Source organism: Pseudoduganella violacea, from assembly GCF_014191875.1.
Classification (GTDB): domain Bacteria; phylum Pseudomonadota; class Gammaproteobacteria; order Burkholderiales; family Burkholderiaceae_D; genus Rugamonas; species Rugamonas violacea_A.
Genome location: NZ_JACHXD010000001.1, coordinates 597364 through 618716 on the forward strand (window position 1 = coordinate 597364; position 21353 = coordinate 618716).

12 protein-coding genes are annotated in these 21353 nt (G+C 66.4%); 5 read left to right on the forward strand and 7 right to left on the reverse strand.

Translation table 11 applies throughout. The features are described from left to right. The first annotated feature begins 18 nt into the window (after window positions 1–18). Window positions 19–1227, forward strand: coding sequence for an arabinose transporter (locus FHS03_RS02675; RefSeq protein WP_183439446.1), 1209 nt, complete (start codon window positions 19–21; stop codon window positions 1225–1227). Between the two features lie 134 nt (window positions 1228–1361). Here the strand turns inward: FHS03_RS02675 and FHS03_RS02680 are convergent, their stop codons facing one another. After that, a complete protein-coding gene (locus FHS03_RS02680) occupies window positions 1362–2768 on the reverse strand; it encodes an MFS transporter (RefSeq protein ID WP_183439447.1) in 1407 nt (468 codons plus the stop codon). A gap of 110 nt (window positions 2769–2878) precedes the next feature. Between FHS03_RS02680 and FHS03_RS02685 the strand changes: the two genes are divergently transcribed. The 4 genes from FHS03_RS02685 (at window position 2879) to FHS03_RS02700 (ending at window position 14108) form a co-directional block, all read left to right on the forward strand. After that, window positions 2879–3730, forward strand: a complete 852-nt coding sequence (locus tag FHS03_RS02685; protein ID WP_183439448.1) for an AraC family transcriptional regulator — start codon at window positions 2879–2881, stop codon at window positions 3728–3730. Window positions 3731–4241: 511 nt separating this feature from the next. After that, complete coding sequence (locus FHS03_RS02690) at window positions 4242–10469, forward strand: beta strand repeat-containing protein (RefSeq protein WP_183439449.1); 6228 nt, start codon at window positions 4242–4244, stop codon at window positions 10467–10469. A 166-nt stretch (window positions 10470–10635) separates the two neighbouring features. After that, the gene (locus tag FHS03_RS02695; RefSeq protein ID WP_183439450.1) at window positions 10636–12780 is read left to right on the forward strand and encodes a peptidase domain-containing ABC transporter; all 2145 of its coding nucleotides are present in this window, start codon (window positions 10636–10638) and stop codon (window positions 12778–12780) included. Beyond that, window positions 12753–14108 (forward strand): HlyD family type I secretion periplasmic adaptor subunit, encoded by a 1356-nt coding sequence (locus tag FHS03_RS02700; RefSeq protein WP_183439451.1) that lies wholly within the window; start codon window positions 12753–12755, stop codon window positions 14106–14108. Before FHS03_RS02695 ends, FHS03_RS02700 begins: the two co-directional genes overlap by 28 nt. 146 nt (window positions 14109–14254) lie before the next feature. Here FHS03_RS02700 and FHS03_RS02705 read toward each other — a convergent pair whose 3' ends face one another. The 6 genes from FHS03_RS02705 to rfbH are packed head-to-tail and all read right to left on the reverse strand — an operon-like array spanning window position 14255 to window position 21349. Further along, window positions 14255–15148: an NAD-dependent epimerase/dehydratase family protein gene (locus tag FHS03_RS02705; protein ID WP_183439452.1), complete on the reverse strand. Its 894-nt coding sequence runs from the start codon at window positions 15146–15148 to the stop codon at window positions 14255–14257. Further along, window positions 15145–15702, reverse strand: a complete 558-nt coding sequence (rfbC, locus tag FHS03_RS02710; RefSeq protein ID WP_183439453.1) for a dTDP-4-dehydrorhamnose 3,5-epimerase — start codon at window positions 15700–15702, stop codon at window positions 15145–15147. Before rfbC ends, FHS03_RS02705 begins: the two co-directional genes overlap by 4 nt. A 15-nt stretch (window positions 15703–15717) precedes the next feature. Then, window positions 15718–16482, reverse strand: a complete 765-nt coding sequence (locus FHS03_RS02715) for a hypothetical protein (RefSeq protein ID WP_183439454.1) — start codon at window positions 16480–16482, stop codon at window positions 15718–15720. A 10-nt stretch (window positions 16483–16492) separates the two neighbouring features. Further along, window positions 16493–17155 carry a class I SAM-dependent methyltransferase gene (locus tag FHS03_RS02720; protein WP_183439455.1) on the reverse strand — a complete coding sequence of 221 codons (663 nt, stop codon included), beginning with the start codon at window positions 17153–17155 and terminating at the stop codon, window positions 16493–16495. Then, window positions 17152–20001, reverse strand: coding sequence for an O-linked N-acetylglucosamine transferase family protein (locus FHS03_RS02725; protein ID WP_183439456.1), 2850 nt, complete (start codon window positions 19999–20001; stop codon window positions 17152–17154). Before FHS03_RS02725 ends, FHS03_RS02720 begins: the two co-directional genes overlap by 4 nt. A gap of 28 nt (window positions 20002–20029) precedes the next feature. Next, a complete protein-coding gene (gene rfbH / locus FHS03_RS02730) occupies window positions 20030–21349 on the reverse strand; it encodes a lipopolysaccharide biosynthesis protein RfbH (RefSeq protein WP_183439457.1) in 1320 nt (439 codons plus the stop codon). Window positions 21350–21353 lie beyond the last annotated feature (4 nt).

The window sequence follows — 21353 nt, forward strand, 5'->3', positions numbered from 1 at the left end:
GAAAGTAGAAAGGAATTTATGTCGCATACCCCCACCCATGCCCAAGCGCGGCCCGCCGCGCAAGGACAGGCATCCATCGTGTTGAAACTGCTGCCCATCGTGCTGGCCGTCTTTGTCGGCTTTCTGACGATAGGCTTGCCGCTGCCGGTGCTGCCCCTGCATCTGCAAAACACCCTGGGCATGAACACCCTGGTGGTCGGCCTGACGGTCGGCAGCCAATTCGCTTTTGCCCTGCTGTCGCGCGCCTGGGCCGGCGGACTGGCCGACACGCGCGGCGCGCGGCGCGCCGTCCTCACCGGCTTGCTGGTGGCTGCCGCCTCGGGCATCGCCTATCTATGCTCGCTGGCCTTCACCGGGCAGCCCTCCACGGCGCTGGCCGTGCTGCTGCTGGGACGCCTGCTGCTGGGCTGCGGCGAAAGCCTGGTGGTGACGGGCGCCTTGAGCTGGGGCGTGGGCCTGGTCGGACCGCAGAACGCGGGCAAGGTCATGGCCTGGGTTGGCATCGCCATGTACGGCGCCTACGCGCTGGGCGCGCCGGCCGGCATGGCGCTGTACAGCGCCTACGGCTTTGCCGGCGTCGCCAGCGCCACCGCCCTGGTGCCGTTGCTGGCGCTGCTCATCGTGCTGCCGGTGCGCGGCATCGCGCCCGCCGCCGCGCGCCGCCTGCCGTTTTATAAAGTGCTGGGCAGCGTCTGGGTGCCGGGTCTCGGCCTGGCCCTGTGCAGCACCGGCTTCGGCGTCATCACCGCCTTCATCGCCCTGCTCTTCGCCGCCCGCCACTGGGACAACGCCGCGCTGGCCTTCACCGCCTTCGGCCTGGCCTTCATCGGCGCCCGCCTGCTGTTCGGTCACCTGCCCGACAAGATCGGCGGCGCGCGCGTGGCCCTGGTCTGCGTGCTGATCGAAGCGCTCGGCCAGTTGCTGATCTGGGGCGCCGAGCACAGCCTGGCGGCCTATGTCGGCGCCGCCCTGACCGGCTTCGGCTACTCCCTTGCCTTCCCCGGCTTCGGCGTCGAAGCGGTACGGCGCGCCCCGCCGCAAAGCCGCGGCGCCGCCATGGGCGCCTTCGTCGCCTTCCTCGACATCTCGCTCGGCCTGACCGGCCCGGCGGCCGGCGCTGTTGCCACCGCGGCCGGCGTCAATGCCGTCTACCTGTGCGGTGCCGTGCTGGTCCTGCTCTCCGCCCTGGTCGCCGCCTGGCTCTGCACCAAGAAAGTGCCTGCCTGAGCAGTTTGGGTTTGCGCCAGATCAAACAATGTCCGACCCTGGTGTCAGGCACGAAGGTCGGACATTTCTTGATTAATCTCAAAGAATGTCCGGTTCTGGTGCCTGACACCAGGGTGGACATTGTTTGTGCTAGATCAAGCGGGGGCGCTGGGGCGCAGGGCCAGGGAGGCGAGGGCGGCGGCCAGGCTGAGCACGGCGGTGGCGCTGAAGGCGGCTTGGTAGCCGGCCAGCGGGGATTGCTGGGCGGCGATGGCGTGGGCCAGGGTGCTGAGCAGGGCGATGCCGAGGGCGGCGCCGAGCTGGCGCGCGGTGTTGAACAGGCCGGAGGCGAGGCCGGCTTCGCGCCCCGGCACGCCGGCCAGCGCGGTGTGGGTGGCGGTCATCAACATCAGGCCCAGGCCGAGGCCGGTCAGCACGGTGGGGCCGAGCACGTCGTTGGCGAATACCGGCTGGGCCGGCAGATGACTCAGCCATTGCAGGCCGGCGGCGCTGCACAGGCCGCCATAGAAGGGCAGGCGGCGCAGGCCGCCATCCAACAGCGGCCGCGAGACGATGGCGGCCACGGCCAGCGCCAGACTCATGGGCAGTAGGGCGAGGCCGGTGTCGAGCACGCCATAGCCGGCCACTTGCTGCAGCACCAGCGAGCTCAGGTAGCTGGCGGCCGTCAGTGAGGCGCCCAAGCCCAAAACGACAATATTACCCATGCGGACATTGTGCAGGCGGAAGATGGCCAGGGGCAGCAGCGGCTGGGCCACGCGCCGTTCGCACTGGAGGAAGGCGGCCAGCAGCAGCGCGGCGGCGGCCAGGGCCAGCCGCACCGGCGCGCTGCTCCAGCCCAGCACGGCGCCCTGGGACAGGCCGTAGATCAGCGCGCCCATGCCCAGCGTGACGCTGGCCGCGCCGGCCAGGTCCAGCGGTGGGCGATCGCGCGCCGCCGCCGCGCCGCCGCCTTGCAGGCTGAGCGAGACGGCTGCCATCAACAGCAGGCCGGGCGGCACATTGACGAACATAACCCAGCGCCACCCGGCCTGGGCGGTCAGCACGGCGCCGATCAGCACGCCGCAGGCCGAGGCGATGGCGCTCGAGGCGGCCCAGCAGGAAATCGCGCGGCCGCGCGCCGCGCCATGCGGGTAGACGGCGACGATGACGGCCAGGGTCGAGGTGGCGAGGGCCGCGGCGCCCAAGCCTTGCACGGCGCGCGCGCCAAGCAGCAGGGTGGGGCTGGCGGCCAGTCCGCCGGCCAGGCTGGCCAGCGTGAACACGGCCAGTCCGGCTTGCAGCACGCGGCGCCGGCCGAACAGGTCGCCGGCGCGCGCGGCCAGCAACATGCAACCGCCTAGTACCAATAGATAGGCGTCGACCACCCAGGGCAGCTGGCTGGCCGACAGGCCCAACTCGGCCTGCATGCTGGGCAGGGCGACGTTGACGATGGCGCCGTCCATCACCACCATGAAGGAGGACAGGCAGGCGATGGCGACCGCCACCCAGGGCGGCAGATGGGGGCGCAAGAGCGCGGGAGGCAGGACGATAGGGCTGGACATGGGAACTCCTTGGTCATGGCGGCGGCCGGCTGGCCGCCCTGCCTCCAGTGTTAGACAAGCCCGGCCTGCGGTGATATCGTTGTTTGGACTAAAAATAGCGAAATCCAGCCATGCTGCCTCATCTGTCCCCGCCGCCTGCCGGCGCCGCGCCGTCCGCGCCGGGCGCCGATCCGCTGATCGACCCGGCCGAGCGTGCCGACGGACCGGCCCTGATCGCACTGTGGGCGGCTGACGAGCGCAACCCCGAGTTCGGCCTTGGCACCCGGGAATACGATTGGCACCGCCACCTGCGCGGCCAGCTGTTTTGCGTGGAAAGCGGTCTGATCCATGTGCGCACGCGCCACGGGTCCTGGCTGTTGCCGCCGCACCGGGCCGGCTGGATTCCACCGGGCGAGGCGCACCAGATCAGCGTCAGCGGCGCCATGAGCGGCTGGGCGGTGCTGGTGGCACCGGCCGCCAGCGCTATGCTGCCGGCCCAGCCTTGCGTCCTGGGCCATAGCGCCCTGCTGCGCGCCCTGGTGCAGCGCGCGGCGGACTGGAGCGGCCAGGCCCAGCTCAGTGCGCACCAGGAACGTTTATTGGCCGTGCTGCTGGACGAAGTGGCGCTGGCGCCGCGCGAACGCCTGCATCTGCCCCTGCCCAGCGACCGCCGGCTGCAGCGCATCGCCGCCGCCATCCTGGCCGAGCCGGGCGCGGGCCGCACCTTGGCGCAGTGGGCGGCCTGGGGCGGCTTGTCGGCGCGCAGCCTGAGCCGGCTGTTCCTGGCCGAGACCGGTTGCAGCTTCGCCCAATGGCGCCAGCAGGCCCAACTGCTGCGCGCGCTGGAGCGCCTGGCCCAGGGCGAGCCGGTGGCCGGCGTGGCCGATGCGCTCGGCTATGCCAATCCGAGCAGTTTCATCGCCATGTTCCGGCGCAGCTTCGGCGCTTCCCCCGCCCGGTATTTTGCCGGCAAGCGCGATTAAATTTCCCCCATCCCCGGTTTAGGGGAGGGGTGTGATCTTGCTGTAAACATATGTTAATGATTTCCCAACATTACCACCCGTCCCGAGGGCCGCCCCTGCCGCCCAGTCTCCAAACCATGTTTCTCTTGCATGCAAGCAAGGAAAACTTGCTTTTTCGTCGAGTTGTGGGGTCGACACATGGTGAAAATAAAGTGCCGTCTGGAAACACGTGCGGGTTATACTTGCCGCTGATCAAGAGCCCCCCTTGTGTTGGGCGCTCCCCGCTTCGCATTCTGTCGACAGCTGATCACGGCCCGGTTTTTTGTTACTTTCCGTGGCTAAAGTTCAGCTAATTGTTGACGTTAAGAATGGAAAGCGGGCTTGCTGCGACGCAATTAGTTGAGTGGCAACAAATAAAAACAGTAACACCCGGCAGCAATACAGGTAGATAGAGAGTGGAGTCGCAGGCTTGGCCGACATCTCCATTTATCCAGACAGAACTTCAGTAGCAGTACCCCAAGGAGAATGGAAAATGAGTATCGTCACCAGCATGTCCACCAAGCAGATTTCTGAGCTGACTACGGCCCAAATCGCCGGGCTGGTCACTTCGGATATCGCCGGCTTGAACTCGGACCAGTTCCGGGCCCTGACGACGACTCAGATACAGGCCTTCACCACCAACCAGGTGCCGGCGTTTACCACGGCCCAGATGGCCGCCGACATGACCACGGACCAGATCGTGGCCCTGACCGCCAACCAGGCGGGGGCGCTGACCACGCTGCAAGTTGCCAATCTCTCGACCAATAATATCGTTGCCCTGGAGACGGCCGACCTGGCCGCCCTGAAAACCGCGAATATCGCCGCCCTGAAGTCGGCGCAGGTGGCGGCCATCACCACCACCCAGATCGGCGCCCTCGGCACCGCCCAGGTTGCCTCGCTGAGCACCGCCAGCCTGGCCAGCGGCATCACGACCGACCAGATCGTAGCCCTGAGTTCGGACCAGGTCGGCGCCCTGAGCACCGGCCAGTTCGCGTCGCTGAGCACCAATTCGATCGCCGCCATCGAAACGGCCGATATCGGCGGCCTGAAAACGGCCGTGATTTCCTCGTTGAAATCGGCGCAAGTCGTGGCCTTGACCACCGGCCAGGTTGGCGCCCTGAGCACCAACCAGGTTACCGCCCTGAGCAGCGCCGCGACGGCCGGCTTGAGCACCGACCAGGTGGTGGCCCTGTCGTCCAACCAGGCTGCCGTGCTGAGCTCGAGCCAGGTGAACGCGCTGTCGACCAATGCGATTGCCGCGATTGAAACCGGCGACTTCGCCGCCCTGAAAACCAGCGTCATCGGCGCCCTGGGCAGCAACCAGACCAAGGCCCTGACCACCGACCAGATCGTGGCCCTGAGCACCAACCAGGTTGTCGCGCTGAGCAGCGCCGCCATGGTGGGCTTGAGCACCGACCACGTCGTGGCCCTGTCGTCCAACCAAGCTTCGGTCCTGAGCTCGAGCCAGGTCAACGCCCTGTCGACCAGCGGCATCGCCGCCATCGAAACCGGCGACTTCGCCGCCCTGAAAACGGCCGTGATCGGCGCCCTGTCGAGCAACCAGGCCAAGGCCCTGACCACCGACCAGATCGTGGCCCTGACTTCGAACCAGGCCGCGGCCCTGAACAGCCAGCAAGTGGCGGGTCTGGGCACCGACGCCATCGTCGCCCTGGAAACGGCCGACCTGCTCGCCTTGAAAACCTCCGTGATCGGCGCCCTGAGCACCAGCCAGTTCGCCGCCGTCACCACCAACCAGATCGGCGCCATGTCCACCGCGCAGGTTGCGTCGCTGAACACGGCCCAACTGGCAGCGGGCTTGACCACCGACCAGGTGGTGGCCCTGTCGTCCAACCAGATCGGCGCCCTGAGCACCGGCCAGTTCGCCGCCCTGGGCACCAGCTCGGTGGCCGCGATTGAAACGGCCGACATCGGCGGCCTGAAAACGGCTGTGATCGCCGCCCTGAAATCGGCGCAGATGGCTGCGTTCACCACCGACCAGATCGTGGCGCTGAGCACCAACCAGATTACCGCCCTGAGCAGCGTCGCCATGGCGGCGCTGAGCACCGACCAGGTGGTGGCCCTGTCGTCCAACCAGGCCGCGACCCTGAGCTCGAGCCAAGTCAACGCCCTGTCGACCAACGCGGTTGCCGCCATCGAAACCGGCGACTTCGCCGCCCTGAAAACAGCCGTGATCGGCGCCCTGTCGAGCAGCCAGGCCAAGGCCTTGACCACCGACCAGATCGTGGCCCTGACTTCGAACCAGGCTGCGGCCCTGAACAGCCAGCAAGTGGTGGCGCTGGGTACCGACGCCATCGTCGCCCTGGAAACGGCCGACCTGGCCGCGCTGAAAACCTCGGTGATCGCCTCCCTGAGCACCAGCCAGTTCGCCGCCGTCACGACCAACCAGATCGGCGCCATGTCCACCGCCCAGGTTGCGTCGCTGAACACGGCCCAGCTGGCAGCGGGCTTGACCACCGACCAGGTGGTGGCCCTGTCGTCCAACCAGATCGGCGCTCTGAGCACCGGTCAGTTCGCCGCCCTGAGCAGCAACTCGGTGGCCGCGATTGAAACGGCCGACATCGGCGGCCTGAAAACCAATGTGATCGCCGCCCTGAAATCGGCGCAGATGGCCGCTTTCACCACCGACCAGATCGTGGCGCTGAGCACCAACCAGATTACCGCCCTGAGCAGCGTCGCCATGGCGGGCTTGACCACCGACCAGGTGGTGGCCCTGTCGTCCAACCAGGCCGCGACCCTGAGCTCGAGCCAAGTCAACGCCCTGTCGACCAACGCGGTTGCCGCCATCGAAACCGGCGATTTCGCCGCCCTGAAAACGGCCGTGATCGGCGCCCTGTCGAGCAACCAGACCAAGGCCCTGACCACCGACCAGATCGTGGCCCTGACTTCGAACCAGGCCGCGGCCCTGAACAGCCAGCAAGTGGTGGGTCTGGGCACCGACGCCATCGTCGCCCTGGAAACGGCCGATCTGGCCGCGCTGAAAACCTCGGTGATCGCTTCCCTGAGCACCAGCCAGTTCGCCGCCGTCACCACCAACCAGATCGGCGCCATGTCCACCGCGCAGATTGCGTCGCTGAACACGGCCCAGCTGGCAGCGGGCTTGACCACCGACCAGGTGGTGGCCCTGTCGTCCAACCAGATCGGCGCTCTGAGCACCGGTCAGTTCGCCGCCCTGAGCAGCAACTCGGTGGCCGCGATTGAAACGGCCGACATCGGCGGCCTGAAAACCAATGTGATCGCCGCCCTGAAATCGGCGCAGATGGCCGCTTTCACCACCGACCAGATCGTGGCGCTGAGCACCAACCAGATTACCGCCCTGAGCAGCGTCGCCATGGCGGCGCTGAGCACCGACCAGGTGGTGGCCCTGTCGTCCAACCAGGCCGCGACCCTGAGCTCGAGCCAGGTCAACGCCTTGTCGACCAACGCGGTTGCCGCCATCGAAACCGGCGACTTCGCCGCCCTGAAAACGGCCGTGATCGGCGCCCTGTCGAGCAACCAGGCCAAGGCCCTGACCACCGACCAGATCGTGGCCCTGACTTCGAACCAGGCCGCGGCCCTGAACAGCCAGCAAGTGGCGGGTCTGGGCACCGACGCCATCGTCGCCCTGGAAACGGCCGACCTGCTCGCCTTGAAAACCTCCGTGATCGGCGCCCTGAGCACCAGCCAGTTCGCCGCCGTCACCACCAACCAGATCGGCGCCATGTCCACCGCGCAGATTGCGTCGCTGAACACGGCCCAACTGGCAGCGGGCTTGACCACCGACCAGGTGGTGGCCCTGTCGTCCAACCAGATCGGCGCCCTGAGCACCGGCCAGTTCGCCGCCCTGGGCACCAGCTCGGTGGCTGCGATTGAAACGGCCGACATCGGCGGCCTGAAAACCGCGGTGATCGCCGCCCTGAAATCGGCGCAGATGGCCGCTTTCACTACCGACCAGATCGTGGCGCTGAGCACCAACCAGATTTCGGCCCTGAGCAGCGTCGCCATGGGGGGCTTGAGCACCGACCAGGTGGTGGCGCTGTCGTCCAACCAGGCCGCGACCCTGAGCTCGAGCCAAGTCAACGCCCTGTCGACCAACGCGGTTGCCGCCATCGAAACCGGCGACTTCGCCGCCCTGAAAACGGCCGTGATCGGCGCCCTGTCGAGCAACCAGACCAAGGCCCTGACCACCGACCAGATCGTGGCCCTGACTTCGAACCAGGCCGCGGCCCTGAACAGCCAGCAAGTGGTGGCGCTGGGTACCGACGCCGTCGTCGCCCTGGAAACGGCCGACCTGGCCGCGCTGAAAACCTCGGTGATCGCCTCCCTGAGCACCAGCCAGTTCGCCGCCGTCACCACCAACCAGATCGGCGCCATGTCCACCGCGCAGATTGCGTCGCTGAACACGGCCCAGCTGGCAGCGGGCTTGAGCACCGACCAGGTGGTGGCCTTGTCGTCCAACCAAGTAGGCGCCCTGAGCACCGGCCAGTTCGCTGCCCTGGGTACTAGTGCTGTCGCCGCGATTGAAACGGCCGACATCGGCGGTCTGAAAACCAATGTGATCGCCGCCCTGAAATCGGCGCAGATGGCCGCTTTCACCACCGATCAGATCGTGGCGCTGAGCACCAACCAGGTTGCCGCGTTGAGCAGCGTCGCCATGGCGGCCTTGAGCACCGACCAGGTGGTGGCGCTGTCGTCCAACCAGGCCGCGACCCTGAGTTCGGGCCAGGTCAACGCCCTGTCGACCAACGCGATTGCCGCCATCGAAACCGGCGATCTGACCGCGCTGAAAACCGCGGTGATCGCCGCCCTGGGCAGCAACCAGGCCAAGGCGCTGACCACCGACCAGATCGTGGCCCTGAGCACCAACCAGGTGATCGCCCTGAGCAGCGCCGCCATGGTGGGCCTGAACTCCGACCAGATCGTGGCCTTGTCGTCCAACCAGGCCGCGACCCTGAGCTCGAGCCAAGTCAACGCCTTGTCGACCAGCTCGGTGGCAGCCATCGAAACCGGCGATTTCGCCGCCCTGAAAACGGCCGTGATCGGCGCCCTGTCGAGTAACCAGGCCAAGGCCCTGACCACCGACCAGATCGTGGCCTTGACCTCGAACCAGGCTGCGGCCCTGAACAGCCAGCAAGTGGTGGCGCTGGGCACCGACGCCATCGTCGCCCTGGAAACGGCCGACCTGGCGGCGCTGAAAACCTCGGTGATCGCTTCCCTGAGCACCAGCCAGTTCGCCGCCGTCACGACCAACCAGATCGGCGCCATGTCCACCGCCCAGGTTGCGTCGCTGAACACGGCCCAGCTGGCAGCGGGCTTGACCACCGACCAAGTGGTGGCCCTGTCGTCCAACCAGGTGGGTACGCTGAGCACCGCCCAGGTGGCCGCTCTGGGTACCAGCGCCGTGGCTGCGATTGAAACGGCCGATATCGGCGCCCTGAAAACGGCCGCCATCACGGCCCTGAAATCGGCCCAGGTCGCTGCCCTGACCACCGACCAGTTTGCCGCCCTGGGTTCCGCCCAAGTCGCCGCCCTGAGCACGGCCAATATCGCCAGCGGCCTGACCACCGACCAGGTGGTGGCCCTGACCACGACCCAGGCTTCGGCCCTGAGCTCGTCCCAGCTGGCTGCCTTCAGCACCGCCGCGGTCGCCGCGCTGGAAACAGCCGATATCGTGGCCCTGAAGTCGAGCGCCATCAGCGCCCTGAGCAGCAACCAGGTTGCGGCCCTGGGCACCAACCAGCTGATGGCCATCGAGACCGCCGACATCGGCGCGCTGAAAACTGCGGCCATCCGCGGCCTGAGCACCGACCAGATCCAGGCGATCACGACCAGCCAGATCAAGGCGCTGACCTCGAGCCAGGTGTGCGCCTTGACCTCGACCCAGGTGCAAGCCCTGACCTCGGACCAGATCAACGCCTTCACCTCGCCGTTCTACACCCCGGTGGTGCTGGACTTGAACGGCAACGGCATCGAGACCCTGTCGACCGAGGCCGGCGTGAACTTCGACCTGCTGGCCAACGGCAGCAAGCTCAACACCGGCTGGGTGGGCGGCGGCGACGGCCTGCTGGCCCTGGACCGCAACGGCGACGGCATCATCAACGATGGTTCCGAACTGTTCGGCTCCGGCACCACCCTGGTCAATGGCCAGAAAGCCGGCAATGGCTATCAGGCCATGGCTGAGCTGGACAGCAACGGCGACGGCGTCCTGAGCGCTGCCGACAGCGCCTTCAGCCAGCTGCGCGTCTGGGTCGACGGCAATGCCGACGGCGTGAGCCAGGCGGCCGAGCTGAAATCGCTGGCCGAGCTGAACATCGCCAAGCTGGACCTGAAGGCACAGCAGAACGTGTCCTGGAACAACGGTAACCTGGTGGGTCTGACCTCGACCTACGAGACCACCGATGGCCAGACCCACGCCGCCGCCGACGTCTGGTTCGCCGCCAAACCGGCTGCCGCCACCAGCAGCGTCAGCAGCCTGGTGCAAGCGATCGGTTCCTTCAGCAACGAAGCGGCCGCCGTGGCAGCGCCGAAGCTGGATGCCGCCCAGGCGCTGAACGGCAGCAGCGTGGCCGCCAACGCCGCCTCTATGGCCGGTGCGATCCGCAGCTTCGAAGCGGCCAACAAGCCGAACGGGGCGGAAAACATGGCTTCCAGCGAAGAAACCTTGCGTCTGAAAGCCCTGAACAGCGCTGCCGGCCACGGTTTCCTGGCTGCTCCGCAGAAGTAAGCAATGCCCCATCCGGGGGCAAAACCGGGCAGGGGACGGGGGACCGTCCCCCTGTTTCCTGGAATCAAAAGCGGCAAGACGACCAGTCTTGCCGCTTTTTTCATGCATTTGCTTTTGACGGCCTAGAGTAGAATCCTTGAGCGATAACACTGCGCCAAGCTCACTAATGTCCGAAAAATTTCCACATACCGCAATCCAGTGCCTGACGGCCGTCGCCCAGCATCACGGCTTGCAGATCAATCCGGAGCGCTTGATCGACGACTATGCCCTGGGTGCGGTGGAACCCGCTCCCGGCGTGCTGCTGCGCATTGCTAACGACATTGGCCTGAAAGCCAAATCGGACAATCTGAGCTGGGAAAAGCTGCTGGCCCAGGGCGGCGTCTTTCCGCTGCTGGCCCGCCTGAAAAACCAGAATATGGTGATCGTGGTCGGCGCCACCGGCGCCGGCGCCGGCGCCAAGGTGGCCGTGCTCAATCCGGCCGCCCGCAATGCCGAAGTGGTGATGCTGGACCGCGCCCAGTTCACCGAATACTGGACCGGCGAAGTGCTGTTCCTGAAACGCCAGCACAAGCTGACCGACCCCAACCAGCCCTTCGGCCTGCGCTGGTTCATTCCCGAAATCCTCAAGCAGAAGGCGGCCTTCCGCGACATCCTGATCGCCGCCATCGCCATGCACCTGCTGTCCTTGGCCTCGCCCATGTTCTTCCAGTTGGTGATCGACAAGGTGCTGACCCACCAGAGCATCAGCACCTTATGGGTGCTGGCCGCCGGCATCGTCATGGCGCTCTGCTTCGACGCCCTGTTCGGCTTCCTGCGCCAGATGCTGACCCTGGCCGCCAGCAACAAGATCGATATGCGGCTGACGCGGCGCACCTTCGGCCACCTGCTGTCACTGCCCATCGACTACTTCGAGACGACGACGGCCGGCATCATCACCCGCCATATGCAGCAGCTGGAGAAAATCCGCAGCTTCCTCACCGGCCGCCTGTTCTTCACCGGCCTCGACTTGCTGGCGCTGCTGGTCTTCCTGCCCATCCTGTTCTCCTACTCCTTCAAGCTGACCATGGTGGTGCTGCTGTTCGCCGCCATGATCGCCGGGGTGGTGATGGCCATGGTGCCGACCTTCCAGCGCCGCCTCAACGCCCTGTACACGGCCGAAGGCATGCGCCAGGCCATGCTGGTGGAAACCATCCACGGCATGCGCACGGTCAAAGCCCTGGCCATCGAGCCGGCCCAGCGCCGCGACTGGGACCAGCGCTCGGCCGAGGCGATCAATATGCACTTCCGCGTCGGCCAGATCTCGATCACCGGCAACGCCGTCACCGACTTCCTGGGCAAGATGATGCCCGTGACCCTGATCGTCATCGGCGCCCAGGACGTGTTCGACCAGACCCTCTCGATCGGCGCCCTGATCGCCTTCCAGATGCTGTCGCAGCGCGTGACCCAGCCCCTGATCTCCATCGTCGGCCTGGTCAACGAATACCAGGAAACCGCGCTCTCGGTGCGCATGCTGGGCGAGGTGATGAACCGCGCGCCCGAAGGCCGCGCCGGCGCCGGCGGCCTGCGTCCGGTGCTGACCGGCCAGATCAAGTTCGAGGACGTGACTTTCCGCTACCCCGGCTCGCAGACCAATGCGCTGGACCGCACCAGCCTGACCATCGAACCGAACACCGTAGTCGGCATCGTCGGCCGCAGTGGCTCGGGCAAGACCACGCTGACCAAGGTGATCCAGGGTCTTTACAATATCCAGGAAGGCATCGTGCGCTTCGACGGCTTCGACGCGCGCGAGATCGAGCTGGCCCACTTGCGGCGCCAGATCGGCGTCGTCCTGCAGGAGAACTTCCTGTTCCGCGGCACCGTGCGCGAAAACCTGGTGGTCACCAAGCCCGACGCCACTTTCGAGGAAATCGCCGAAGCGGCGGCGGCGGCCGGCGCCGACGAATTCATCGAGCGCCTGCCGCAGGGCTACGACACCCTGCTCGAAGAGAATGCATCGAACCTCTCGGGCGGCCAGAAACAGCGCCTCTCGATCGCCCGCACCCTGCTGGCCAAGCCGCGCATCCTGATCCTGGACGAAGCGGCCAGCGCGCTCGACCCGGAAAGTGAAGCCATCTTTATCCGCAACCTGTCGCGCATCGCCGTGGGCCGCACCGTGGTGATGATCTCGCACCGGCTGTCGACCCTGGTCAACGCCGACTCCATCCTCGTGATGCAGCGCGGCCGCCTGGTCGACGCCGGCCGCCACGAAGAACTGCTCACCCGCAGCGACACTTATCAGCACTTATGGAACCAGCAAACAAGCCACCTGTGAAATCGCGCGAGGCCGGCACCGAAATCGAGTTCCTGCCCGACGCCGACGCCATCGAGCGCTCGCCGCTGCCGCGCTATGTGCGTTTGACGCTGCACCTGCTGACGGCCGCCTTTGTCACCTTTATCGTCTGGGCCAGCCTGTCCCAGGTCGAAAAGGTGGTGAGCGCGCACGGCCGCCTGGTCAATCCGCTGCCGAACATCATTGTGCAGCCGCTGGAAACCTCGATCGTGCAGCGCATCGAAGTGCGCGTCGGCCAGGTCGTGAAAAAAGGCCAGGTGCTGGCCACGCTCGACCCCACCTTCACCCAGGCCGACGAGCAGCAGCTGCGCAACCGCCTGGCCAGCCTCGACACCCAGACCGACAGCCTGCGCGCCGAACTGGAAGGCAAACCGGTGGCCGCCACCGCCACGGGCAGCGCCGACCAGGTGCTGCAAGGCCAGCTGGCCTCCGAACGCCAGGGCAATTTCCAGGCCCAGCGCACCAGGATGGACCAGAACATCGAGCGCCTCAAAGCCAGCATCGAGACCAGCCGCCGCGACCAGCAAGTGCTGGCCCAGCGCGTCAAATCGCTGACCGAGATCGAAGCCATGCAGGAAAAGCTGCTGTCCGAGAATTTCGGCGCCAAGATGCACCTGCTGGAAGCGCGCGACCGCCGTCTCGAGGTCGAGCGCACCATGGTCATGGGCCGCAACCGCGAAATTGAGCTGGGCCGCGAACTGGCCGCCGCCGAAGCCGAACGCGCCGCCTTCAACAAAAGCTGGCGCCAGAAAGCCATGGAAGACCTGCTGGCCGCCACGCGCGACCGCGACGGCATCAACGAGCAGCTGGCCAAGGCCGACAAGCGCCACCAGCTGGTCCAGCTGACCGCCCCGGCCGAAGCCGTCGTGCTGGAAGTCGGCAAGCTCTCGCAAGGCTCGGTGGTGCGCGAAGCCGAGCAGATGTTCGTGCTGGTGCCGCTCGGCGCCCAGCTCGAAGCCGAAGTGCAGATCGACTCCGCCGACATCGGCTACATCAAGCGCGGCGACCCGGTGCATTTGAAACTGGACGCCTTCCCCTTCCAGCAGCACGGCGCGCTCGACGGCAAGGTCCGCACCGTCAGCGAAGACTCCTTCAAGCGCGAGCAAGCCACGCCCGGCCAAGGCACCGACGCCTACTATGTGAGCCGCATCGACTACGGCAACAACCGTCTGAAAAAGATGGAAGGCAAAAGCCGCCTGCTGCCCGGCATGACGGTCACGGCCGAGATCGTCGTCGGCAAGCGCAGCGTCATGTCCTACCTGCTGTGGCCGCTCACCAAAGCCCTCGACGAATCCATCCGCGAACCCTAAGGTTTGATCTGCCGCAAACAATGTCCCACCCTGGTGTCAGGCACCGGAGTAGGACATTCTTTGATTTAGATCAGCAAATGTCCCACCTTGGTGCCTGACACCAGGGTGGGACATTTTTTGATTTGGCGCAAAGGGTTGTGGCGGGCTTAGCCGGCGAGGGTGCGGGTGATGCCTTCGGCCAGGCTGATTTTGGGGTGCCAGCCGGGGAGTTGCGGGTAGCTAGTCCAGGGGACCATCACTTCGCGCGGACGGTAGGCACGTCCGCCCCATTCGATGTCGAGCGGGAGGCCGCTGACTTTGGCATACAGGGCGGCCAGCTCTTTCAAGGGCAGGGGGGCGCCGCTCGAGATGCCGTAGGCGGCCATGGCTTCTTCCTGGGCGCCGCTTTGCAGGCGATCGAAGGCCTGCAGGAAGGCGTCCAGCACATCGTCGATGTAGACCAGGTCGATCAGTTGGCCGCCGGGGGACATGGCCAGCGCCGTTCCGGCTTGCGCGGTCTTTTTCAGCAGGTGCAGCAGCTTGGGGCGCTGGTCGCCGGGACCATAGGTGTCGAATAGCTTGAGCGTGCAGACGCGCAGCCCGGCGCATTCGGCGTAGTAGCGCAGGATGGCTTCGAAGGCCTGCTTGGTGGCGGCGTACAGGCAGACCGGGTTGTAGTCGCCGTCCTCATAGTGCTGCCATGAGGTGCCGGCATTCACCAGCAACTTGACGCCGTTGGCGGCCATGGCTTCGGCCAGCTGGGTGGAGAACAACACATTGGACTGGATCAGGCGCTCGACATCGGCCGCCGTGTGCTGGGCCAGGAACAGCGAGGCCAGATGGAATACGCCTTGCGGCGCGGCCTGGCGCACGATTTCGATCAGCCCCGCCGTGCTGCCGTCATGTTCATGGATGTGCAGGGCCGGATGCTCCAGCCCTTCTCGCGCGGAGCCGGGACGCAGCAGCAGATGCACCTGCCAGCCTTCGCGCGCCAGCCGCTGCGCCAGCGCCGCGCCGATAAAGCCGCTGGCGCCGGTCAGCAGGACGGAGCGCGTAGTCATGCCGCGCTCCCGCGATAGACGAAGGGGGAGGCGAAATCGGCCAGCGCGGCAAAGCCCTGGTCGCGCTGCGACAGCACCGGATTGTCGCCCGGCCAGGCGATGCCGGCCGAGTTCCACAGGATGCCGCTGTCGTGCGCCGGCGCGTAGACGGTGCTGACCTTGTACATCATCAGCGCCTGTGCGCTCAGGGTGTAGAAGCCGTGCGCCACGCCCGGTGCCAGATACAGCATATGGCCGTTCTCGCCGCTCAGTTCCATGGTCAGGTGCTGGCCATAGGTGGGCGAGCCGACGCGCAGGTCGACAGCCGCATCGAGCACCGCGCCTTGCACGCAATAGACCAGTTTCGTATGGTCTTGCGGCGGGGTCTGGAAATGCAGGCCGCGCAGCACGCCGCGCTGCGAGGCGGAGTAGTACTCTTCGCGGAACACGGTTTCCAGTCCGTGCTCGCGGAACAGCTCTTCGTGGAAGGTTTTCACGAAGTGGCCGCGTTCATCGCGCAGGATGTTGGGAATGATCTGGAAGCAGCCTTCCAGCTTGGTAGGCAGGATGATCATGGGTGGCTTCTTCATTTAGCTGCGCGCTCCTTGCTCGCTCAGCAGGACCAGGGGATTCGATACCAGCTTGTCCCAGCCCCAGGCGTCGGCCTTCTTGGCCAGCAGCAGGGCTTGCAGACGTTCGCAGCAGAAGGCCATGCTGCGTTCCAGATAGCCTTCGCGCTCGATGTAATGATAGCGGTAGAAGCGCGCCATGACCTTTTCCAGCGCGCCGACGATCTCGATAAACCACGCGATTGGAATATATGCGACAGTCGGCGCCGTGATGAAGGCGTTCTGACTGAGAAAGTCGCTGGCTTCCTGGTCGGTGATGACGCCGCAGTCGATTGCAGCGCCGAAGTAAAGCAGCAGGTCGCGCGCGATGCCGTTGGCGGCGTACTGGCGCAGCACCGAACCCTGGAAGGTCACCATGGCCGGGATGATGGGCGTCTTGCCGTCGCCGTAGAAATGCTCGGGCAGCACGCGCGCCAGCAGGTCGGGATGGGCATGGTAGTTGAAGCCGCGCAGTTCGCCGATGGGCTGGGTCAGCGCGAAGCGGCGGTAGTGGCAGAAGCCGACGAAGCCTTCGGCCTGCGATTCGATCAGCATGCGGCGGATCGCGTACAGGGCCACGTATTCGCCCAGGTAGCGGTTCTTCATCGCCAGCTCGGGATAGCTCTGGCTCATGGCGATGCCTTTTTCTGGCACGTGGCTGCCGGTGCCGATCATGGTCATGAAATCGGGCAGTTGCCAGGCGGAGGGCGCGTGGGCGATGCAGTAGAAGTGGATATTCTGTTCCATGGTGCAGGGCTTAGACGGGAACGGCTTTGATCAGGAAATGGGAAGGCAGGGCGTCGGCCAGTGTGTGCGCGGGATCGGCGCCCAGCAGCTGCGCCATCTGGTGCAGCGCGGCGCTGACCGCTGCGGAAGGCGGCTGCGCGTCGTCCAGCGTGCGTCCGCCCACCACCTGGAAGCCGCATTCGGCAAACAGCGTCATCAGCGAGGCGCGCGTGTACAGGCGCTGCTGATGCTTGGACAGCGTGCCTTGTTCGCCGTACAGCATGGCGCCCCGGTTCAGCGCGAGCTGGGTCATCCAGTGTTGGCTGTTGCGCACATGGACCACGACGCTGCAGTCGGCCGCAATCACCTTGCGGATATTGGCCAGCACGCGCCAGGGATCGCGCAGGCTTTCCAGCGTGCCGTCGAAGATCCAACAGTCGGCCTGGGCGAAATAGCTGTAGAAGGCCGGCCCGACATGGTCCAGGTTCGCCTGGTGCACCATATCGTAGTGCGCGCGCGCGGCGCCGGCTTCCTGCGCCGTGGCCGCCAAGCCTTGGTAGAAGGTGGCGGGATAGCTTTGCTTGTAGCGCTGCGCCAGCGCGCCGCCGTTATGGCCGAATTCGAGCAGCTGGCGCGCGTTCGGCGGCAGCAGCGCGAACAGCGGCGCGATGTGGGAAGGTACTTGGTCGCTCATATCGTTTGGGATGCGGGAATATCGTCCAGCAGCAAAGTCTGATAGCCGAGGCGCAGAATTTGCTGGATGCGTTCAACAGGATAGCGGGCGGCGCGCAGCGCCAGGTAATGCTCCGCAGTGTAGCTGGAAAAGGCGGCCAGCCGCGCCGCCAGCAGGGCATGGAAGGCCGCGCCGTCGTGCAGGAAGCATTGCTTGCGGTGGGCGTCGAGCAGTAGCTGCAGCCATTCGATGGCGGCGTCCATGGCCGGCAGCTGGTCCGCGCGCGGCGCCGGCGCGGCTTGCGCGCTCAGGGCTTCGTGCAGGTAGACGCAGCCGCGCTGCGAGAGCAGGGCGAGCCAGGTGGCCGCCGCTTCCAGCGCGCCGTAGCGCCGCCCTTCGAAGCGGCCCAGGGTGGCGTCGGCGTCGGCACGGCGCAGCAGGGCGGCGCTCAGGCTGCCCAGCGGATTGCTTTGGCTGTTCAGCATCAGCTGGCCCATCGAGGGGCCGGTGACCAGGGTGTCGACCGGCAGCAGAGGCGCGGCGAGCAGGGGCTGGCCGGCGGCATCGAGGCCGTCCTGGCTGGAAGTGACCAGGGCGATGTCCGGATTGTCGGCGAAGCAGGCCAGCATGCGCAGCAGCTTGTGCGGATGCAGGCGGCTGTCGGCCGTCAGCACATTGACGAACTGGCCGCCGCACAGCGCCAGGCAGCGCTGCAGATTGTCGGCCGCGTCCACCCCCGGCTTGCGCCGGTATTTGATGCGGGCATCGGCTTGCAGGCGCGGCGCCAGCACGGCTTCGTGGCGCGTGTCGGCGCTGCTGTCGGCGATCACCACCTCGATATGGGCGTAGGTCTGCGCCAGCGCGCTGTCCAGCGCCGCCAGCGGCGAGGGACTGGCTTCGTCCAGCGGCAGCAGGATGCTGACCAGCGGGCCGGTCGGGCGCGCCGTGGCGGCAGCGGCGCCGGCGTCGGCGCGCAGCTCGCCGCGCGCCACGCGCAGATAGGCCGCTTCCAGGTCGCGCACGAATTGCGGGCTGTTGAACAGATCCGATTCCATCCGGTTCTCGGCCAGGCGCTGGCGCAAGGCGGCCAGCTCCTGCGGCGACTGGGCCAGGGCCACGGCTTTTTCCTCGTATTCCTCGGCACTGAACGTGACGAGTTCCGGCAGGCCGGCGGCGCGCAGCAGGCTGCCCGCCATGCGGCCCGCGAAGCAGCGCCCGACCTGGGTCAGCAGCGGCAAGCCCGCCCATAGCGCGTCGCTGGCCGTGGTGCCGGCGTTGAAGGGCAGGGTGTCGAGGAAGAGGTCGGCCACGCGGAAGCGCGCAAGATACTGGGCCGGCACCACGCGTCCGGCGAAGATCAGGCGCTCGGCGCCGATGCCGGCCTTGACGGCTTCCTGCGTCAGATTGCGCTTGGCTTCCTCGCCATCGGCCAGCAGCCACAGGACCGCGTTCGGCACGCGCCGCAGGATGCGCATCCAGAGCGCGAAATCTTGCGGCGTGAATTTGTGGTTGTTGTTAAAGGAGCAGAAGACGAAAGCGTCTTCCGGCAAGCCGCATTCGGCGCGGCTGGGTGCGACGCCGATGGCGCGCTGGCGGTCGTTGATCTGGAAGCAGCGCGGCAGGTAGAGCGGCTTTTCGCTGAAGTGCGGCGCCAGTTCCGGCGGCAGCACGAATTCGTCGGCGATCACATAATCGATTTCGGGCAAGCCGGTGCTGCCGGGGAAGCCGAGCCAGGTCATCTGCACCGGGGCCGGACGGTAGGACAGGATGTCGGGTCGCGCACCGAGGGTCAGGCCGTGCAGGTCGACCAGGATATCGATTTCGTGCGAGCGTATAAATTCGGCCGCCTGCTCGTCCGTCAGGCCGCCGATGCGCACATAGTGGTCCATCGCATTCACCACGCGCGCGCGCAGCGGCGAGCCGTCCTCGCGGCTCCAGCTGAAGGCGAACACCTCCACCAGCTGGCGGTCGTGCAGTTCGAACAGCTCGGCGGTCAGGATCGAGACCGCGTGCGAACACAGGTCGGAAGAGAGGTAGCCGATGCGCAGGCGCGGATGCACATAGCCGGCGGCTGGCGCCAGCGGCGCCACACCATGCAGCACCTTCTCCTGCACGAAGCGGCGCGCGGCGGCCAGCTGCACCACCGGGTCGCCGCAGGCGCTGAGCGTGGCCAGGGCCGAGGTGGCGCCCAGCAGATCGTCGGCACTGAGGCCGGCAATCGGCTGCAGGGCCGGCCAGCGGCACTGCTTCTGGCGCAGGTGCACCCAGTGCGTGATCACGCTGGGCTGCTGCGGATTGAGTTCCAGGCTCAGGGTCAGCATGGCTTCCGCTTCGCCGTAGCGGTCGAGGATTTCCAGCAGGCGGCCCAGATTGTTCAGCGCCTGGATGCGCAAGGCATTGCCGTCCGGCCGCGCCGGATCGACCAGCTGCAGCGCGGTGCGCCAGCTGTCGAGCGCCAGTTCCTGCTGCTGCAGGCGCTCCTGCAAGGTGCCCAGGTTCAGGCGCGCTTCGGCAAAATCGGGACGCAGGGTCAGCGCGCTGCGGTAAGCGTCTTCCGCGCCGGACAGATCCTCGGTCTGCACCAGCAGCACGGCCAGGTTGAACCAGGCCGCGTGCATCAGTGGCGAGACGGTGTGCGCGATCCAGCTGCGGTACAGGGCGATGGCTTGCGCCGGCTGGCCGCTGGCGCCCAATTGGGCCGCCACGCCGAACAGCTCGGGCAGCGGCAGGGCGCCGTCGGCGGCCAGCGCGAACGCCAGGGTGGCCGCCTGCGCCTGCCGCCCTTCGGCCAGCGCCCGCCCCAGTTCCGCCAGTCCCAGCGGACCTTCCGTGGCAGTGTGGGTGGAGGACGGGGCGGCGGACGTCATCGCATGGCGCGGCTTGCGGCAGCCGCCATCAGAAGTTGACGCCGAAGAAGGCTTCCAGCTTGTCCACCACGTAGTCCAGCATTTCGCGCGTCAGGCCGGGGTAGACGCCGACCCAGAAGGTGTCGTTCATCACGCGGTCGGTGTTGGTCAGCTCGCCCGAGACGCGGTAATTGCGGCCGATCATATACGGCTGGCGCGTCAGGTTACCGGCGAACAGCAGACGGGTGCCGATCTTGTGCTGGTCCAGATAGGTCAGCAGGTCGACCCGCGCCACATTCGCTTCCGGCTTCAGCGTCATCGGGAAACCGAACCAGGACGGATCGGAGTGCTCGGTCGCTTCCGGCAGGATCAGGAATTCGGCGCAGGATTGCAGGCGTTCCTTGAGGTAGGCGAAGTTGTCCTTGCGCGCCTGGATGAAGCCTTCCGCGCGGTCGATCTGGGCCAGGCCGCAAGCCGCCTGCATATCGGTGATCTTCAGGTTGTAGCCCAGGTGGCTGTAGGTGTACTTGTGGTCGTAGCCTTCCGGCAGGGTGCCCAGCTTCCAGCAGAAGCGCTTGCCGCAGGTATTGTCCTTGCCCGGCGGGCAGTAGCAGTCGCGGCCCCAGTCGCGGAAGGATTCGGCGATCTGCTTCAGCTCATGGTTGTTGGTGAAGACGGCGCCGCCCTCGCCCATGGTGATGTGGTGGGCCGGATAGAAGGACATGGTGCCGATGTCGCCGAAGGTGCCCACCATCTTGCCGTGGTAGGTCGAGCCGAGGGCGTCGCAGCAATCCTCGATCAGCCACAGATTGTACTTTTTGCACAGCGCGACGATCACGTCCAGATTGTAGGGGTTGCCCAGGGTGTGGGCCAGCATGATGGCCTTGGTCTTGGGCGAAATTGCCGCCTCGATCTTGGTCGGATCGATATTGTAGTTGCCCAGTTCCACGTCGACGAAAACCGGCACCGCGCCGAATTGCAGGATGGGGTTGACGGTGGTGGGGAAGCCCGCGGCCACGCCGATCACCTCGTCGCCCGGCTGGATGGCGCGCGCGCCCAGCTTGGGCGAGGTCAGGGTATTGAAGGCCACCAGATTGGCCGAGGAGCCGGAGTTCACCGTGATCAGGTGCTGCACGCCGATCAGTTTCGCCAGCTTGGCTTCGAACTGGTCGTTGAAGCGGCCGGTGGTCAGCCAGGCGTCGAGCGAGGCGTCGACCATCAGCGCCATTTCGGGCGCGCCCACCACCTTGCCGGCGGGCGGAATCACGGTCACGCCGGGTTCGAAGGCGCGCGGCTGGCTGGCCAGGGCGCCGTACTGGCCCACCAGTTGCAGGATCTGTTCGCGCAGTTGTTCTTTGCTTTGGCTCATGGCT

What these genes read in the sequence shown, in the direction of transcription:
- FHS03_RS02675 (WP_183439446.1), top strand. Translation starts at nt 19, where the DNA reads ATGTCGCATACCCCCACCCATGCCCAAGCGCGGCCCGCCGCGCAAGGA.
- FHS03_RS02680 (WP_183439447.1), bottom strand. Translation starts at nt 2,768, where the DNA reads ATGTCCAGCCCTATCGTCCTGCCTCCCGCGCTCTTGCGCCCCCATCTG.
- FHS03_RS02685 (WP_183439448.1), top strand. Translation starts at nt 2,879, where the DNA reads ATGCTGCCTCATCTGTCCCCGCCGCCTGCCGGCGCCGCGCCGTCCGCG.
- FHS03_RS02690 (WP_183439449.1), top strand. Translation starts at nt 4,242, where the DNA reads ATGAGTATCGTCACCAGCATGTCCACCAAGCAGATTTCTGAGCTGACT.
- FHS03_RS02695 (WP_183439450.1), top strand. Translation starts at nt 10,636, where the DNA reads ATGTCCGAAAAATTTCCACATACCGCAATCCAGTGCCTGACGGCCGTC.
- FHS03_RS02700 (WP_183439451.1), top strand. Translation starts at nt 12,753, where the DNA reads ATGGAACCAGCAAACAAGCCACCTGTGAAATCGCGCGAGGCCGGCACC.
- FHS03_RS02705 (WP_183439452.1), bottom strand. Translation starts at nt 15,148, where the DNA reads ATGACTACGCGCTCCGTCCTGCTGACCGGCGCCAGCGGCTTTATCGGC.
- rfbC (WP_183439453.1), bottom strand. Translation starts at nt 15,702, where the DNA reads ATGATCATCCTGCCTACCAAGCTGGAAGGCTGCTTCCAGATCATTCCC.
- FHS03_RS02715 (WP_183439454.1), bottom strand. Translation starts at nt 16,482, where the DNA reads ATGGAACAGAATATCCACTTCTACTGCATCGCCCACGCGCCCTCCGCC.
- FHS03_RS02720 (WP_183439455.1), bottom strand. Translation starts at nt 17,155, where the DNA reads ATGAGCGACCAAGTACCTTCCCACATCGCGCCGCTGTTCGCGCTGCTG.
- FHS03_RS02725 (WP_183439456.1), bottom strand. Translation starts at nt 20,001, where the DNA reads ATGACGTCCGCCGCCCCGTCCTCCACCCACACTGCCACGGAAGGTCCG.
- rfbH (WP_183439457.1), bottom strand. Translation starts at nt 21,349, where the DNA reads ATGAGCCAAAGCAAAGAACAACTGCGCGAACAGATCCTGCAACTGGTG.